General features: G+C 62.4%; 10 protein-coding genes. 2 read left to right on the top strand and 8 right to left on the bottom strand.

What is annotated here, in order from left to right; genetic code table 11:
- The first annotated feature begins 1 nt into the window (after window position 1).
- Together EET10_RS22940 and EET10_RS22945 are read left to right on the top strand one after the other, a co-directional pair.
- On the top strand, window positions 2-1516 hold the full coding sequence (locus EET10_RS22940) for a carotenoid oxygenase family protein (RefSeq protein WP_036402107.1): 1515 nt from the start codon (window positions 2-4) through the stop codon (window positions 1514-1516).
- Window positions 1517-1617: 101 nt separating this feature from the next.
- Window positions 1618-2076, top strand: a complete 459-nt coding sequence (locus EET10_RS22945) for a VOC family protein (protein ID WP_036402308.1) — start codon at window positions 1618-1620, stop codon at window positions 2074-2076.
- Between the two features lie 5 nt (window positions 2077-2081).
- On the opposite strand, the gene EET10_RS22950 is transcribed toward EET10_RS22945, so the two are convergent.
- The 8 genes from EET10_RS22950 to EET10_RS22985 all read right to left on the bottom strand — a co-directional run bounded on the left by EET10_RS22950 (window position 2082) and on the right by EET10_RS22985 (window position 18178).
- A complete protein-coding gene (locus EET10_RS22950) occupies window positions 2082-2819 on the bottom strand; it encodes a trimeric intracellular cation channel family protein (RefSeq protein ID WP_063467926.1) in 738 nt (245 codons plus the stop codon).
- Between the two features lie 41 nt (window positions 2820-2860).
- Window positions 2861-3280 (bottom strand): hypothetical protein, encoded by a 420-nt coding sequence (locus tag EET10_RS22955; RefSeq protein ID WP_036402109.1) that lies wholly within the window; start codon window positions 3278-3280, stop codon window positions 2861-2863.
- A gap of 36 nt (window positions 3281-3316) precedes the next feature.
- The gene (locus EET10_RS22960; RefSeq protein ID WP_036402313.1) at window positions 3317-4099 is read right to left on the bottom strand and encodes a VOC family protein; all 783 of its coding nucleotides are present in this window, start codon (window positions 4097-4099) and stop codon (window positions 3317-3319) included.
- A gap of 106 nt (window positions 4100-4205) precedes the next feature.
- Window positions 4206-4643 carry a type II toxin-antitoxin system Rv0910 family toxin gene (locus EET10_RS22965; protein ID WP_063467925.1) on the bottom strand — a complete coding sequence of 146 codons (438 nt, stop codon included), beginning with the start codon at window positions 4641-4643 and terminating at the stop codon, window positions 4206-4208.
- Window positions 4644-4647: 4 nt separating this feature from the next.
- A complete protein-coding gene (locus tag EET10_RS22970; RefSeq protein ID WP_036402112.1) occupies window positions 4648-4827 on the bottom strand; it encodes an antitoxin in 180 nt (59 codons plus the stop codon).
- 93 nt (window positions 4828-4920) lie between these two features.
- On the bottom strand, window positions 4921-13929 hold the full coding sequence (locus EET10_RS22975) for a PPE domain-containing protein (protein ID WP_122502526.1): 9009 nt from the start codon (window positions 13927-13929) through the stop codon (window positions 4921-4923).
- A 272-nt stretch (window positions 13930-14201) separates the two neighbouring features.
- On the bottom strand, window positions 14202-16589 hold the full coding sequence (locus tag EET10_RS22980) for a cation-translocating P-type ATPase (RefSeq protein ID WP_122502527.1): 2388 nt from the start codon (window positions 16587-16589) through the stop codon (window positions 14202-14204).
- Window positions 16586-18178, bottom strand: coding sequence for a serine hydrolase (locus EET10_RS22985; protein ID WP_036402115.1), 1593 nt, complete (start codon window positions 18176-18178; stop codon window positions 16586-16588). The genes EET10_RS22980 and EET10_RS22985 overlap by 4 nt, the downstream gene beginning before the upstream one ends.
- Window positions 18179-19085: the final 907 nt, after the last annotated feature.

The following is a 19085-nucleotide window of genomic DNA, read 5'->3' on the forward strand; positions in this document are numbered from 1 at the left end:
CATGAATGTCGAGATCGTCGGCAAATACCTGTCCACCCTGCCCGAGGATGACGACCACCCCTATCGCACCGGTCCGTGGCGACCACAGACCACCGAGTGGGACGCCGACGCGCTGACCGCCGTCGAGGGCGAGATCCCCCGCGACCTGGACGGCATCTACCTGCGCAACACCGAGAACCCGCTGCATCCGGCGTTCAAGACCTACCACCCGTTCGACGGCGACGGCATGGTGCACGTCGTCGGCTTCCGCGACGGAAAGGCCTTCTACCGCAACCGTTTTGTCCAGACCGAGGGCTTCCTGGCCGAAAACGAGGCGGGTGGACCGCTGTGGCCGGGACTGGCCGAGCCGGTGCAATTCGCCAAGCGGGATACCGGCTGGGGGGCTCGCACCCTGATGAAGGACGCGTCGAGCACCGACGTCATCGTGCACCGCGGCATCGCGCTGACCAGCTTCTACCAGTGCGGCGACCTCTACCGGCTGGATCCCTACTCGGGCAACACCCTGGGCAAGGAGACCTGGAACGGGCACTTTCCGTCCGGCTGGGGCGTATCGGCTCATCCCAAGGTCGACGGCAAGACCGGCGAGCTGTTGTTCTTCAATTACAGCAAGCAAGACCCGTATATGCATTACGGCGTCGTCGACCAGAACAACGAGCTGGCACACTACGTCGACATCCCGCTGCCCGGCCCGCGATTGCCCCACGATATGGCGTTCACCGAAAACTATGCCATTCTCAACGATTTCCCGCTGTTCTGGGATCCCCGGCTGCTCGAGCACAACGTGCACCTGCCGCGCTTCTATCCGGACATGCCGTCGCGGTTCGCGGTGATCCCGCGCCGGGGATCTAGCGCCGATATCCGCTGGTTCGAGGCGGATCCGACGTTTGTGCTGCACTTCACCAACGCCTACGAAGACGGCGACGAGATCGTGCTCGACGGCTTCTACGAGGGCGACCCCCAGCCGCTGGACACCGGCGGGAGCAAATGGGAGAAGCTGTTTCGCTTCCTGGCCCTGGATCGCCTGCAAACCCGGCTGCACCGGTGGCGGCTCAACCTGGTCACCGGCGCGGTGAAAGAAGAACAGCTGTCGGAGTCCATCACCGAGTTCGGGACGATCAACGACGGCTACGCCACGCGCCAGTACCGCTACGCCTATGCCGCGACCGGCAAACCGGGCTGGTTCCTGTTCGACGGACTGGTCAAACACGACCTGCTCACCGGAAACCAGGAGGGCTACTCGTTCGGTGACGGTGTCTATGGAAGCGAAACCCAGATGGCGCCACGGGTTGGTGGCACCGCTGAGGACGACGGCTATCTGGTCACGCTCACCACCGACATGAACGACGACACCTCCTACTGCCTGGTCTTCGACGCGGCCCGCGTCGGTGACGGCCCGGTGTGCAAACTACAGCTGCCCGAACGTATTTCCAGCGGCACCCATTCGACGTGGGTACCCGGCGCCGAGTTGCGGCGCTGGCATCACGACGAGTCGTCGGCGGGCGCTGTCGGGCTGTGATGCTCGCGAGGCTGTAATACGGCAGGAAGACTTCGAGTGGCGGCCTCCGTTTACAGGCTCGGTGAAACGGAGGAGCAGTGAACAACAACAAGCGCCGCCGGATGACACACTGGCCCAAGGAGTTGGCATCGATCGGCTGTATCCGCTTCGCCCGTCGCTCCTCGAATTTCGAGGAGACGGTGCGCTTTTACCGTGACCTGGTCGGGCTTCCGCTCTACGAGACGTTCGCGGAAAGCTACGGGAGCAACGGTGCGATCTTCGGTCTGCCAAGCTGGAACCTCACCCTCGAGATTGTCGAGGCGGTCGACGACGTCGCCGTGGACCACCACGAACAGCTGTGCCTGTACTTCCCGGACAATGCGGCGCAGCAGGAGGCATTGGCACGGCTCCGGAAGGCTGGAGTCGAGCCCGCCGAGCAGCACCCGTACTGGGAAGCGATGGGAGCGGTCACCTTCCGCGACCCGGACGGCCGGGAAGTCGTGTTCGCGCCCTTCGTGTACGGGGTCAACGAGCCCGCCGACAGTTCCGCCTCGGGCACCCACGAGTTCCCGTCGAGCTGAGACCGTCAGCGCTTGCGCGGCGCGCGTTTTTTGCTGACCAGCGGAAGAGGTGAGTCGTCGCTGTTGACCCGCAACGTAACCCGGGGCAGTCGCTTACCCGGCTGTCTTCGCAGGGCGTAGTGCCACGCCGGCCCCTCTGTCAGCTGCCAGCCCCGCCAGCGGGCGACAAGGCATAGGACAGCGCCGACGACGGTGGCAACCACCGCCCCCACGGTGGCTTGCCCGCAGCGGGCGAAGAGCACCACCATAGCGCTGGCGATGACCGCACAGGTCGCGTAAAGCGTGTTACCGCCGAAGATCTGCGGAGTTCGGCGGACCGCGATATCACGCAGTGTCCCACCTCCCACTGCGGTGATGGTGCCCATCAGCAGTGCCGCCGCCCAGCCCAGACCTATCCCGAGTGTCTTTTGCGCTCCCGCGACCGCCCAGGTTCCCAGCGCGATCGCGTCGATAGCGGGGAACGCCAGGTTCCACGTGCGGCCGTACACCGGTACCAGAAAGGCCACGACGCCCCCGGCGATAGCCGTCACCAGATACAGGTAGTCGGTCAGCGCGACCGGAGGTCCGTGTTGCAACAGGGTGTCCCGGATCAGCCCGCCGCCCAGGCCAGACAGAATAGCCAACGCCGCAAACCCGATGGGGTCCAGACGTTCCTCGGTGGCGACAATGCCACCGAGCACCGCATTGCCGAAGACACCGGCGAGATCGATGACCCGGAATACTTCGCCGAGCGTCGGACTCACGGGGCATCGCTTTCAACACAGTCCGCCACGAATGGTGAAGTCTATTGCAGGGTCGCCGACACCACCGCCCAAAGCGAGCAAACCACCGCGCACGCGGCCGCTCCCGCACCCACGTACAGGCCGTACTCGGCCGACACCTGCGGGTTGACGTTGATCGTGTAGTACCAGATGGTGAGCGCGACGATGAGCAGCGAAACCAGTAGCGCGGCAATCGAAGACAGCTTGGCCGACAAATCCCGTCCCACCATCGCGCCGGCCACCAGCAACGTCGACGACAGCAACACGATCAGTTGGCCCGCGCCGAACCCCCGCGGCAGTGCCAGGTTGCCGTGAGTGCCGCCGATCGCGTTTGCCCAGCCTCCGCCGCCGACCGTCGTCGTCAACCACGGCAGCCACGTGCTGACCGACACGATTACGGCAAATAGCGCCACCAGCCAACCCGGGCGCAGCCGGCGAATCATGCATGCGAGCGTAATAGGGCCCCAACGCGCATCGAGTCACGCCACGCTTGTCTGCAACGAAGACAGATTGAAGGCGACGCCCGTCGGGTCGGTGGCCGCGGCAAGCCGCCCGTACGGGGTGTCCTCGGCCGCCCGCAGCACGGCTCCGCCGTTGTCGGTGATCAGCCGCAGTGTCTTGTCGACGTCGTGGGCGCCGAAGAAGGTGGTCCAGTTCGATGGCACGCCGTCGGGCAGACAACCGGAGCCATCCATGACGCCGAGTAATCGCTCGTCACCGAACCACGCTGTGGTGTAGCGGAATTCGTCGGTGTCAGAAACGTCTTCGGTCCGCCACCCGAGGACCTCGCGGTAGAAGTCGACGGCCGCACGGTGATCGCGGGTAGTCAGTTGATGCCAGACGGGTGAGCCGGCTTCACCGATCACCTCGAAGCCGCGATGCTCCAGCGGCTGCCACAAGCCGAAGACGGCACCCGTCGGATCGCTCGCCAGGCTCATGAAGCCCTTGGCGGGTACCTCCATGGGATCCAGGCAGACCGAGCCGCCCGCGGCGCCGGCCTTGGCGGCGGTCGCGGCGACGTCGGCGGTGTGGAAATAGATGGTCCAGGTGTCCGGCGACTGCCACTGCGGGTTGTTGGCCATCAGCCCGGCGACGGGATGACCGTCCTTGGCGGCATTGACGTATTCGCCGTACTCGGGTCCGGCGGATTCGAAGGTCCAGCCGAATACGGTGGCGTAGAAATCTTGGGCGCGGTCGACGTCTGATGTGGTCAAGTCGATCCAGCAGGGGGCGCCCAGTGGCGCGCCGTGACGGATGGGCATGATTCCTCCTTGCCGTGTGGTTTCACCGTTATGGACCGCGGTCGGCCCGGAAACTCATCGGCTGATAGGTCAGCTGTTCCGCGACGGGCGCCGTTGCGGGTCGGCGTCAGGCAGAGGCGAACACGTCGACGAAGTTCTGCAGGGATTCGCTGATGTCGCTGCGCAGCGCGGCGGCGACGATCATGCCGATCGGCCCGAACAGGGCGGGTCCGCCGAGGTGGACATCGAAGCTCACGACGGAGCCTTCGTCTTTGGGCGCGACCTTGGCCATGAGCTTGACTTTGACACCGCCGACTCCGTCGCCGTTGAGCGTCATGCCTTCCGGCGGCTTGTAGCGCACGATCGTCCATCTGATCCGGTTGGGCATCCCCTTGACCTCGACGATCGACTCGACAACCGCGCCCCTTTCCAGCGTCTCGGGCAACTTGCTGCGCCAGACCCGGTGAATCGTCAGCCACTCCCGGTAGCGGGACAGATTCGAGGCGTGCAGCCACGCCTCCTCCGGGGGCAACGGGACATCGATGGATCCGGAGAGTTTCGCCATGGCTTCAGTTCTGCTGGTCGCCCGTGTCGACAACTTTCTTGGCCTGCTCCTGCACCTTGTGGATGGCGTCGGAGTACTTGCCCTGCGTCTTGTCGTCGACGAATTTGCCCGCCTTGTCGATCACCGTCTCGACCTTGTCGGCGTTTTGTGACAGCAGGTCTTTTGCCTTGTCCATGATTCCCATGCGCAACCGTTTCCTTCCGCGGGGGATCCTTAACGTCTTGCAGGAACCCTACTTGCCGGTGCCGGTGGCACCCAAACCAGCTTCGGCCTGCGGTTATGGCACCGAGCCGCTGAGGAAGAGGCCGGAGAGCTGGCTGCCGATGTTGCCGAGACCCGAGACAACGCCGGCCAGCGCGAGGCCGAGACTGCTGGTGTTGTCGATGCCGGACAACGAGCCACCCAGGTTGGTGATGCCGGACAGCAGGCTGCCGCCGTAGTTCTCGAACCCCGAGCCCTCAGAGCCGACGTTCCAGAAGCCCGAGAGGGTGTCGCCGATATTGCCGAAGCCTGACGAACCACCTGCACCGGAGTTGAAGAAGCCCGACGACGGGCTACCGGTGGAGTTGCCGAAGCCGGGAACGGGCGACACGTGGAAGAGGGTGGCGGTAATGGGTCCGATGCCGGCAGCCAGAGCTGTGCCGAGCTGTGTGGTGTCGCCGCCGACCGTGAGGTCGAGCGGGATTGCGCCGATAGTGATTGGCTCAATGACGATCGGGCTCAGTTCAGAGTTCAAGGGGAGGGTCAACGTAATCGGGAGACCGTCTATAGGTATGTCGAAGCCGATATCGGTGTCCGGGATGCCGACGTGAATACTCGTTCCGCCCGAGTCCGCGTCAATAGCGAGCAACAGGTTCAGCGGAATTCCCGGGCCGTTTTCCCCGTGCAGGGTGAATTGATTGACGGTCAGGCCCGCGATCTGGCCGGTGATGGGGATGTCGAGTTTGCCGCCCAGGCCGAGGGTGAGGGGGATGTGGGGGATGGTGAGGGTGTAGTCGGCGGCGATGAGGCCCTGGCCGGTGCCGCGCCAGAAGAAGCCGTTGTTGGCGTCGCCGGAGATGAACGCGCCGGTGTTGATATCGCCGGTGTTGAACGCTCCGGTGTTGAGGTCACCGATGTTGAACCAGCCGGTATTGGTGTCGCCGGGGTTAAACGAGCCGGTATTGAAGGCACCGGCGTTAAACCCACCGGAGTTGAAGTCGCCGGCATTGGCCCACCCGGTATTGCCCAGCCCGGTGTTGAACACCCCGGTGTTGGTGCTCCCGGTGCTGGCGATCCCGGTGTTGAAACTGCCCGAGTTACCGACCCCGAAATTACCGGTGCCGGAGTTGAAGAACCCGATATTGTTGCTGCCCGAGTTGAACAACCCCACATTACCGGCACCACTGTTGAACCCGCCGAACCCGATCTGGTTATCCCCACTCAGCCCGATCCCAATATTATTGCTGCCCTGGTTCGCCAACCCGAAATTCCCGACACCGGTATTACCGAACCCGACGTTGAAACTGCCGGTATTACCCCACCCCCGGTTCCCATCCCCGGCATTGCCACCCCCCACATTCACATTACCGACGTTGCCGCCACCCACATTGTGATCACCAATGTTGCCCACCCCCACATTGGCATCACCCACATTGGCCCCACCCACATTGTGATCACCCACATTGCCGCCACCCAGGTTGAAATCACCCACATTGGCATGACCCAGGTTCAACCCACCCTGATTACCCAAACCAAGATTGAACACACTCGGCCCACCCGGACCCGCCGAGAACAACCCCGCCAGCTGCTCCCCCACATTCCCCACACCCGAACCCATGCTCGGAACCGTGTTAAACCACCCCGACACCCCATCACCGAGGTTCAACACCCCCGAACCCAACACCCCCACATTCCCCACACCCGAATACCCACCAAAATTCCACCACCCCGAACCCCCACCCACATTCCCAAACCCCGACGCACCACCAACACCACTATTAAAGAACCCCGACGACGGCACACCCGTCGAATTCCCCACCCCCGGCCCCGCCGCCACCTGCAACACCGGAATCACCACCGGACCCAGCGCCGGACCCGAAAAACCCAACTGCAACGACTCACCCGGACCCCCGAGGGTTAGGTTCAACGACGGCCCGGTAATCGTGATCTGGTCGGACACAATCGGCCCAATAGTGCCCGTCAGACTATTCCCGCCGGTCCCGGTCAGATGCAACACCGGGATGGTGAATGGGTCCACCACGATGTCGCCGAGGTGGCCGGTGATGGGGATGTTGAGGGGGACGTTGACGCCCAGGTTCAGTGCGATCGCCGGGATGGTCAGGGTGTAGTCGAAGCCGGCGTGGCCTTGGCCGTCACCGCGCCAGAAGAAGCCGTTGTTGAGGTTGCCCTGGTTGAACCCGCCGGTGTTGACATCACCGGTATTGCCGATCCCGGTGTTCACATCCCCGGGGTTAAACCAGCCGGTGTTGGTGTCCCCGGCATTCCACGAGCCGGTGTTGGAGGCCCCCACATTGAAACTGCCCGAGTTGTAGGAACCCGCATTACCCACCCCGGTGTTGAGCAACCCGGTGTTAAACACCCCGGTGTTCAACCGACCCGGGTTGAACAACCCCGTATTGAGCTCACCGGAGTTGCCCACCCCCCAGTTCCCGGTCCCGGAGTTGAACAACCCCACATTGCCGGCACCCGAGTTGAACAACCCCACATTGGCGCTACCGGAATTCCAGCCCCCGAACCCGACCTGACCATCACCGGTCAACCCGATCCCAATATTATGGCTACCCGTGTTCCCGAACCCGATATTACCGATCCCGGTATTCCCGAAACCAAAGTTGTAGTCCCCGGCATTCCCCAACCCGACATTGTACGACCCCAGATTCCCCGGCCCGAAGTTATACAATCCGATATTCCCCGACCCCACATTGAAACTCCCCAGGTTCCCCGACCCAAAATTCAAACTCCCCAGATTCCCGAACCCCACATTACTACCACCCACATTCCCCGCACCCACATTCCCATCACCCACACTCCCAAACCCAACATTGCCCACCCCCACATCCGCCAACCCCGCATTAAAAATACTCACCCGGTCGGCGCCCTGGAAGAACAATCCCGACACGTTGTCCCCGACATTACCCACACCCGAGGTCGACAGACCCAACATATTGCTGTTGTTGATCCCCGACAGCAGCTCACCCTTGTTGATGAAACCCGACACCAGATTACCCAAATTCTGATAACCCGAACTCAGCGACGCAACATTCCACCAACCCGACACGCCACTACCACTATTGCCGAAACCCGATCCGCCACCCACACCAGAATTAAAGAAACCCGACGACGGCACACCCGTAATGTTCCCAAAACCCGGAGCCGCCGCCAGCTGGAACACCGGAATCGTCACCGGCCCAATACCACCCGCCACATCCGCCGACAACGACGTCGTATCACCGCCCACGACAACATTGTTAAACGTAATCGGATTAATGGTGATCTGCGGAATAGTGATTGCACCTATTTGATCACCAATGTCCACTCCGATGGAAATCGGCAGGGACGGTAGGTCGAAGCTGAAACCTAGGTCGGTGCCCGGGATGTTGAAGTGGATGGTGGTGCCACCGGTGGAGCCGAGGAGGGTGAAGTGGGCATTCACCGGTATGCCGGTGGTGCTGCCCCCAATGCCGTGCAGGGTGATGGGGTTGACGGTCAGGCCCGCGATCTGGCCGGTGATGGGGATGTCGAGTTTGCCGCCCAGGCCGAGGGTGAGGGGGATGTGGGGGATGGTGAGGGTGTAGTCGGCGGCGATGAGGCCCTGGCCGGTGCCGCGCCAGAAGAAGCCGTTGTTGGCGTCGCCGGAGATGAACGCGCCGGTGTTGATATCGCCGGTGTTGAACGCTCCGGTGTTGAGGTCACCGATGTTGAACCAGCCGGTATTGGTGTCGCCGGGGTTAAACGAGCCGGTATTGAAGGCACCGGCGTTAAACCCACCCGAATTGAAGTCGCCGGCATTGGCCCACCCGGTATTGCCCAGCCCGGTGTTGAACACCCCGGTGTTGGTGCTCCCGGTGCTGGCGATCCCGGTGTTGAAACTGCCCGAGTTACCGACCCCGAAATTACCGGTGCCGGAGTTGAAGAACCCGATATTGTTGCTGCCCGAGTTGAACAACCCCACATTACCGGCACCACTGTTGAACCCGCCGAACCCGATCTGGTTATCCCCACTCAGCCCGATCCCAATATTATTGCTGCCCTGGTTCGCCAACCCGAAATTCCCGACACCGGTATTACCGAACCCGACGTTGAAACTGCCGGTATTACCCCACCCCCGGTTCCCATCCCCGGCATTGCTACCCCCCACATTCACATTACCGACGTTGCCGCCACCCACATTGTGATCACCAATGTTGCCCACCCCCACATTGGCATCACCCACATTGGCCCCACCCACATTGTGATCACCCACATTGCCGCCACCCAGGTTGAAATCACCCACATTGGCATGACCCAGGTTCAACCCACCCTGATTACCCAAACCAAGATTGAACACACTCGGCCCACCCGGACCCGCCGAGAACAACCCCGCCAGCTGCTCCCCCACATTCCCCACACCCGAACCCATGCTCGGAACCGTGTTAAACCACCCCGACACCCCATCACCGAGGTTCAACACCCCCGAACCCAACACCCCCACATTCCCCACACCCGAATACCCACCAAAATTCCACCACCCCGAACCCCCACCCACATTCCCAAACCCCGACGCACCACCAACACCACTATTAAAGAACCCCGACGACGGCACACCCGTCGAATTCCCCACCCCCGGCCCCGCCGCCACCTGCAACACCGGAATCACCACCGGACCCAGCGCCGGACCCGAAATATCCAACTGCAACGACTCACCCGGACCCCCAACATGCAAATCCAATGACGGACCCGTAATCGTGATCGGATCCACCACAATCGGCCCAATCGTGCCGGTCAAATTACTACCGTTCAGATGCAAGGTCGGGATCGTGAAGCTGCCGATCACGATGTCGCCGAGGTGGCCGGTGATGGGGATGTTGAGGGGGACGTTGACGCCCAGGTTCAGTGCGATCGCCGGGATGGTCAGGGTGTAGTCGAAGCCGGCGTGGCCTTGGCCGTCACCGCGCCAGAAGAAGCCGTTGTTGAGGTTGCCCTGGTTGAACCCGCCGGTGTTGACATCACCGGTATTGCCGATCCCGGTGTTCACATCCCCGGGGTTAAACCAGCCCGTGTTGGTGTCCCCGGCATTCCACGAGCCGGTGTTGGAGGCCCCCACATTGAAACTGCCCGAGTTGTAGGAACCCGCATTACCCACCCCGGTGTTGAGCAACCCGGTGTTAAACACCCCGGTGTTCAACCGACCCGGGTTGAACAACCCCGTATTGAGCTCACCGGAGTTGCCCACCCCCCAGTTCCCGGTCCCGGAGTTGAACAACCCCACATTGCCGGCACCCGAGTTGAACAACCCCACATTGGCGCTACCGGAATTCCAGCCCCCGAACCCGACCTGACCATCACCGGTCAACCCGATCCCAATATTATGGCTACCCGTGTTCCCGAACCCGATATTACCGATCCCGGTATTCCCGAAACCAAAGTTGTAGTCCCCGGCATTCCCCAACCCGACATTGTACGACCCCAGATTCCCCGGCCCGAAGTTATACAATCCGATATTCCCCGACCCCACATTGAAACTCCCCAGGTTCCCCGACCCAAAATTCAAACTCCCCAGATTCCCGAACCCCACATTACTACCACCCACATTCCCCGCACCCACATTCCCATCACCCACACTCCCAAACCCAACATTGCCCACCCCCACATCCGCCAACCCCGCATTAAAAATACTCACCCGGTCGGCGCCCTGGAAGAACAATCCCGACACGTTGTCCCCGACATTACCCACACCCGAGGTCGACAGACCCAACATATTGCTGTTGTTGATCCCCGACAGCAGCTCACCCTTGTTGATGAAACCCGACACCAGATTACCCAAATTCTGATAACCCGAACTCAGCGACGCAACATTCCACCAACCCGACACGCCACTACCACTATTGCCGAAACCCGATCCGCCACCCACACCAGAATTAAAGAAACCCGACGACGGCACACCCGTAATGTTCCCAAAACCCGGAGCCGCCGCCAGCTGGAACACCGGAATCGTCACCGGCCCAATACCACCCGCCACATCCGCCGACAACGACGTCGTGTTATTGCCCACCATAACATTGTTAAACGTAATCGGATTAATGGTGATTGGCGGGACGAGGATTGCGCCTATCTGATTGTCGACAGTTATGCCCAAACTGATCGGCAGGGCCGGTAGCGGTATGGTGACGTCCTTGTCGATCACCGGGATGTGGACTTGGACGCCGATCTCATCGGTCTGTTGTCCAAGCACGTTGAGCTGGAGGTTCAGCGGTATGCCGGTATTGCTGTCGCCGATCCCATGCACCATGAAAGACTGCACGGTCATTCCGGTGATGGAGCCGGTGATGGGCAATTCGAAGAAGCCGCCTCCGCCGAGGGTGAGGGGGATGTGGGGGATGGTGAGGGTGTAGTCGGCGGCGATGAGGCCCTGGCCGGTGCCGCGCCAGAAGAAGCCGTTGTTGGCGTCGCCGGAGATGAACGCGCCGGTGTTGATATCGCCGGTGTTGAACGCTCCGGTGTTGAGGTCACCGATGTTGAACCAGCCGGTATTGGTGTCGCCGGGGTTAAACGAGCCGGTATTGAAGGCACCGGCGTTAAACCCACCGGAGTTGAAGTCGCCGGCATTGGCCCACCCGGTATTGCCCAGCCCGGTGTTGAACACCCCGGTGTTGGTGCTCCCGGTGCTGGCGATCCCGGTGTTGAAACTGCCCGAGTTACCGACCCCGAAATTACCGGTGCCGGAGTTGAAGAACCCGATATTGTTGCTGCCCGAGTTGAACAACCCCACATTACCGGCACCACTGTTGAACCCGCCGAACCCGATCTGGTTATCCCCACTCAGCCCGATCCCAATATTATTGCTGCCCTGGTTCGCCAACCCGAAATTCCCGACACCGGTATTACCGAACCCGACGTTGAAACTGCCGGTATTACCCCACCCCCGGTTCCCATCCCCGGCATTGCCACCCCCCACATTCACATTACCGACGTTGCCGCCACCCACATTGTGATCACCAATGTTGCCCACCCCCACATTGGCATCACCCACATTGGCCCCACCCACATTGTGATCACCCACATTGCCGCCACCCAGGTTGAAATCACCCACATTGGCATGACCCAGGTTCAACCCACCCTGATTACCCAAACCAAGATTGAACACACTCGGCCCACCCGGACCCGCCGAGAACAACCCCGCCAGCTGCTCCCCCACATTCCCCACACCCGAACCCATGCTCGGAATCGTGTTAAACCACCCCGACACCCCATCACCGAGGTTCAACACCCCCGAACCCAACACCCCCACATTCCCCACACCCGAAGACCGGCCAAAATTCCACCACCCCGAACCCCCACCCACATTCCCAAACCCCGACGCACCACCAACACCACTATTAAAGAACCCCGACGACGGCACACCCGTCGAATTCCCCACCCCCGGCCCCGCCGCCACCTGCAACACCGGAATCACCACCGGACCGACACCCGGACCCGAAAAACCCAACTGCAACGACTGCCCGCCGCCGACGGTCAGATTCAATGACGGACCCGTAATCGTGATCGGATCCACCACAATCGGCCCAATAGTGCCGAACAGCGCATCCCCGGTCAGATGCAAGGTCGGGATCGTGAAGCCCGGAACGGTGATTTCGGGGGGCCCGCCGTTGACGATGGTTCCGATGGTGCCGGTCACGGGAATACCGAGCGGGACGTCGGCGCCTAGGTTCAGCCCGATCGCCGGGATGGTCAGGGTGTAGTCGAAGCCGGCGTGGCCTTGGCCGTCACCGCGCCAGAAGAAGCCGTTGTTGAGGTTGCCCTGGTTGAACCCGCCGGTGTTGACATCACCGGTATTGCCGATCCCGGTGTTCACATCCCCGGGGTTAAACCAGCCCGTGTTGGTGTCCCCGGCATTCCACGAGCCGGTGTTGGAGGCCCCCACATTGAAACTGCCCGAGTTGTAGGAACCCGCATTACCCACCCCGGTGTTGAGCAACCCGGTGTTAAACACCCCGGTGTTCAACCGACCCGGGTTGAACAACCCCGTATTGAGCTCACCGGAGTTGCCCACCCCCCAGTTCCCGGTCCCGGAGTTGAACAACCCCACATTGCCGATACCCGAGTTGAACAACCCCACATTGGCGCTACCGGAATTCCAGCCCCCGAACCCGACCTGACCATCACCGGTCAACCCGATCCCAATATTATGGCTACCCGTGTTCCCGAACCCGATATTACCGATCCCGGTATTCCCGAAACCAAAGTTGTAGTCCCCGGCATTCCCCAACCCGACATTGTACGACCCCAGATTCCCCGGCCCGAAGTTATACAATCCGATATTCCCCGACCCCACATTGAAACTCCCCAGGTTCCCCGACCCAAAATTCAAACTCCCCAGATTCCCGAACCCCACATTACTACCACCCACATTCCCCGCACCCACATTCCCATCACCCACACTCCCAAACCCAACATTGCCCACCCCCACATCCGCCAACCCCGCATTAAAAATGCTCACCCGACCCGGCGGGCTCAAGATGGCGGCCTGCGCGGCCGCGACCAATGCCTCACCGGAGGCGACGGGGTTCTGCACCAACTGGATGAACGGCGTCAACGCCGATGCCGCCGCCGAAGCACCGGCGTGGTACCCGAACATCGCCGCCACATCCTGAGCCCACATCTGCTCATATGCGGCCTCGACGGCGGCGATCGCGGGCGCGTTGAAACCCAGCAGGTCGGAGGCAACCAGCGACACCAGCTGAGAACGGTTGGCCCAAACCGCTGCCGGGTGCACCGTGGCCGCGCGGGTCGCCTCGAACGCGGCCGCGGCAATCCGAGCCTGACCACCCGCCTGCGCCGCTTGCGCTCCGGCCGAGGACAACCATCCGAGATAGCCTCCGGCGACGCTTGCCATCGCCGCCGACGCCGGGCCCTGCCAGGAAGAACTCACCAGCGCCGAGGTCACTGACGAGAACGCGGTTGCGGCCGATCCGAGCTCGCCGGCCAACTGGTCCCAGGCCGCCGCTGCGGCCAGCATCGGGCCTGCTCCGGCACCGCTGAATATGCGGGCCGAATTGATCTCCGGTGGCGAGACCGAAAAGTTCATTCGCGGCAACCTCTCCCGGGTGGCCGTCGCATCGGGGCCACCCATCGATCACTGCCTGCGACAATCCGGCGGTCACCGGGATTCAGCCGGTTGCCGTCAAGCGGATTTTCCCGTCAGCATACGGCGAGCGCGGTAGGAATTTCGCGTTTTCGGGCAAAAATAGACTGAGACAAAAAAACATTCTTAGATAGCCGCGAAATGTAAAGTATTTATACACATGCAGTCCGGTATGCCACGCCTTTGACTTCCGCCCATATTGACGCCTTGGCCGTTTACTTTTCCGGACGCCGCCATACCTGCGGTTTGACGCCGAGCACCCTGGCCCGAATCCACCAGGTCGCCTCGATCGCCCCGGCCCCGATCACGCCGATGCCCAAGGCAATTGACGTCACAACGAGGTTCGACGGGTCCAGGAAAAACTTCTGCTGCGCCAGCGGAAGGCTGAAGATCACCAAATAGGCCGCGCCGGAGGCCATGACCAGTCCCAGGCGCCACCATTGGTAGGGCCGTGCCACCACGGCGAGCACCCATAGCGCGGTGACGAGCAGCGTGATCAGGGCTGCCGTCGAGGCTTGCGTTCGTTCCTGCCATGTCGAGTGACGGCCGGGATAGGCGGCAAGGTAGGAGACGAACGTCGCCGTGCCCACGACAAGCCCGGAGGGCAGTGCAGACGTCAACACACGCCGAACGAAGCCGGGATAGGCGCGCTCGTTGTTGGGTGCCAGCGACAGAATGAAGGACGGAATGCCGATGGTGAACCACGCCGCGATGGTCACATGGATCGGCTGGAACGGATACAGCAGCGGATCGGCCCCCAGCGGTTTGGCAAGCAAGCACTCGATCCCCACCAGCAACGCCAGCAGCGCCGAATACACCGTTTTGGCCAGAAATAGATTCGCGACCCGTTCGATATTGCCGATCACCCGGCGGCCTTCGGCGACCACGTAGGGCAGGGTGGCAAACCTGTTGTCCAGCAAGACGATTTGCGCTACCGCACGCGACGCCGGGCTACCGGCCCCCATCGCCACGGCGATGTCAGCGTCCTTGAGGGCCAGCACGTCGTTGACGCCGTCGCCGGTCATCGCCACGGTATGCCCGTGCGACTGCAGGGCATGCACAATGGCTCGCTTCTGGTCGGGACGCACCCTGCCGAACGTCGTGAAGGATTCCAAGGTGTCGGCCAGTTCGGCGGGCTCGGTAGGGAGTTGACGCGCATCCAGCACCTCGCCCTGCAGCCCGAGCTTGCCGGCGACCGCGCCAACGGACGCGGCGTTGTCGCCGGAGATCACCTTGACCGAAATGCCTTGGTCGGCAAAGTATTCAAGCGTTTCGCGGGCGTCGGGGCGGATCTTCTGCTCGAGCACCACGAGAGCGACCGGGCTGACCCGTCCGGGCGCGTCGGGATGGTCCACGGCGACCTCCGAAGCAGCCAGCAGCAGCACCCGCAACCCCCGCCCCCCAATGCGCTCCGCCTGTTCGGCGGCTGCCGACGCCGGGTCGAGCAGCACATCGGGCGCGCCGATCACCCAGTTGCCGTGGTCACGATACGAGGCGCCGCTCCACTTGGTCGCAGATTTGAAAGACGCTGTCGCAGTTGGGACCCAGCCGGGCGGGGAATGACAGGCCGCGGCGATCGCCTGCATGCTGGCGTTGGGTCGGTCATCGGCAGCAGCCAGGGAAGCCAGCACGTCCACGACACGATCGTCAGCAGCGCCCAATCCCTTGACCTCGGATACCCTCATGCCACTTTCCGTCAGGGTGCCGGTCTTGTCGGCACACACCACGTCGACTCGGGCCAGTCCCTCGATGGCGGGCAATTCCTGCACCAGGCATCGGCGTTGGCCTAACCGGATGACGCCGACCGCGAACGCGATCGACGTCATCAACACCAGACCTTCGGGCACCATCGGCACCAGGGCACCGACCGTCCGCAGCACCGAGTCGCGCCACCCTGCCTTCGTGGTGAATAGCTGGGTGTAGACGGTCAGCAGTCCCGCCGGCACCAACAGGTAGCTGATGAACTGCAGAATCCTGTTGATACCGTTGCGCAGTTCGGATTTCACCAAAGTGAACTTGCTGGCTTCGGCGGCCAGCTTGGCCGCGTACGCTTCCCGGCCCACCTTGGTCGCGCGGTACGCTCCGGTTCCGGAGACGACGAAACTGCCCGACATCACCGCGTCTCCGGGGTCTTTGGCGATCGGGTCCGCCTCACCGGTCAGCAGTGATTCGTCAACCTCGAGATTCCTATCCTCGACGACCTCACCGTCGACAACAACCTGGTCTCCCGGCCCGAGTTCGATGATGTCGTCCAGCACGACTTCGCTCGGCAACCGGGTCTGAGTGCCGGATCGCCTGCGCACCAGGGGTTTGGCCTGCCCCAGGATCGCCAAGCTGTCCAGCGTCTGCTTCGCCCGAAGCTCTTGGATCATGCCGATGATGCTGTTGGCGATGATGAGCAGACCGAACAGCCCGTTGATCACCGAGCCCGTCGCCAACACGATCACCAGCAGCACGCCCAGGATCGCGTTGATGCGGGTGAACACGTTGGCCCGGATGATCTGCGCGACGCTGCGGGTGGTCCGTTCCGGGATGTCGTTGCTCTTGCCCTCGGCTAACCGTCGTGCCACTTCGGCATCGGTCAAGCCGGGCGCGGCACTCATCGGGTAAACGTTCCCCGCTTGTCGGCGTCGTAGTATTCGAGGTTCAGCGTGGCGACGGGAGAGCCGGCGAACACAGCCTTGGAAATTGATCCGGGTAAGGCGTTTTCGGTCGACAGCGGGAAAGTGAAAGTGTCTCCGTCCCAATGCGTCAACGTGAACGTCTGGTTCTTCGGCCCCAGCGACAGCTGCAGCTGGCCGTCATGTTCGGTCACGGTGGCCGGGCCCCAGTAGTCGTTGGCATAGACCCCGACGTAGTCGCTCAACGGCCGTGCCGGCACGGGGCCGACCGGAGGTTGTTTGCCGACCAGCGACCCCTCCGGGTTGTTCAGCGGGGCAAGTTGCTGTTCATACAGGGTCGCCCAGTCCTGGCGGACCTGACCGTACTGCACCAGGTCCATGAATTCGGCCGTCAGCGTTTCCGGCACTCCGTAGGGCGCGGCATTGGTCAGAGCAATGACGGCGAGGTCTTCAGAGGGTAGGACCGTGAAATTCGTGGCGACCCCCAGCCCGAAGCCCCCGGAATGGCCGTATTGGGTGCGACCCGACGAGTTCACCGACACGTTGAATCCGTAGCCGTAGGTGCCCGCTCGCGCCTTGGGCAACCGCGCGGGCGTCGAGATCACTTGCGGTGTGATGGCCGGCAGGAGCGCCTCCGGCGACGTGATCTGCTGACCGTTGTAGGTGCCGTTGGCCAGCACCATGGTCAGCCAGCGCGTCATGTCGTTGAGCGAGGAGCTCACGCCGCCGGCGGGCGTTTGGGGATCGGGATCCCGTTGGTAGCGGGCCTCCCATTTATCTCCGACCTTGATGTGGGTGACCGCGTGGTTGGGTCTGGCCAGAAAATCGGCGAACCGCGAGCTGGTGGCTGTCATTCCCAGCGGACGGTAGAGCACCTCGTCGGACAGGTCCGCCCAGGGCTTGCCGGCCGCGGCCGCCACCGCGTCGGCCGCGGCGGTCACGCCGAAGTTGGTGTAGGCGTAGCTGATCCGAAATGGGGCCAGCGGCAAGTACTTTAGCCGCTCCAGCACCTGCTGCCCGTCGTAACCCAGATCCTCCAGCGGGTCACCGGCATGGTCCGGCAATCCGGAGCGATGCGAGTAGAGGTCGGCGATGGTCACATGGCTGGTGACGTAGGCATCGCCGAGTTCGAACCACGGCAGCTTCGTGACGACCGGCGTATCCCAGGTGACCACGTTGGTGCTGACTGCGTGCGCCACCACCGTCGCACCGACCGACTTGGACACCGATGCCAGCTGGAAGACGGTGTCGGCGTCCACCCGGTTGTCTGGACCGTCGGCCTTGCTGGCATCCTTGATGCCGAAACCCTTCGCGTACAACGTCTTTCCACCGTGGACAACGGCCACGGCCATGCCGGGGATGCCGCTGGTCTTCATCAGCTCGGCGACCAGGCCGTCGAGCTTCGCCACCGCCTTGTCGATGCGCCCGGCCGGAATGTCCAGGCCCGAAACCTCATTGGGCGGAACTTTGGATAGCGCGGCCGATGGGCCGGACACCGGCTGTGACGGACCACAACCGACCAGTGTCAGAAACATCGTCACGACTGCGGCCGTCGCCGTGCGTTTTGTCATTTTCAGTCAAGGGCGCGGGACTCGCGGAACCTTTCGCCCCTTACCCCTTATCTGTGTTGAGGACCAGCGCCATTACGAGTCCAACTGGCGAACTGAATGACGACTTGCCCTATGCGAGACAATGACTTCAACTACTATCCCATGCCGAGCTGGGGTTGGTGTAGTCGTCAGCGCGCCGTTCGCCGCAGGCTACTCAACGGGTTGGTCTCGGCGGCTCCGGTACCGCCGATGACCGCCGGACCCGCCATTTGCCGGTCGATATCCCACCGGACTCGCCGCCTTGCCCGGTGATAGCGGCGCTGTGGGCGCCGCCTCCAGTTGGGGAAAGCCCAACAATGCTTGGATGGGTGTATTCACCCAAGAGTCTGACCTTGCAACGCATTACCTGCCTCGCCAGCGATGTCGACGTGCGACCAATTATGTTGTGAAACGCCGCCGCGATGGCTCCAGATGATTGACATGACATGATTGAGCATGCGCGCCCAAGAGCGCCGCAAGGGCAATAGATAGCGCACCAGGCCGGCGGATGCTAGCCCGAATCTTTCACATGCCTGGTGAGCGGCCTAAGCGTTTCGGATTGGTTTGTTGATCTTGAATTTTGTTGTTTCGGGATGGCCAGGTTGCCCGGGCGCGGGTTCTGCCGGGTTCCTTGGGCACGGAGTGGATTGCTTTCGTGGTCGTCGGGATGACGAGTGGGGTGTTGGTTAGTCGGGTTGTCCAGCACCAGCGCGTTCTCCGATTGGCCAAGAGTAGAGCCCGACCACGTCGCGGACCTCTTCCGTGAACAACGGGGGCATTGCTGATCTTGAAGGTGTCGACTAGGTGCGGTTAGAGCGGAAACGTCTTCCAGATCCGTCCAATGGTGGACTTGTTCAGCACCAGCTCCGCCTTCGGTCGCCCTCCCTCG

The sequence above is a fragment of the Mycobacterium pseudokansasii genome, assembly GCF_900566075.1.
Taxonomy (GTDB): Bacteria; Actinomycetota; Actinomycetes; order Mycobacteriales; family Mycobacteriaceae; genus Mycobacterium; species Mycobacterium pseudokansasii.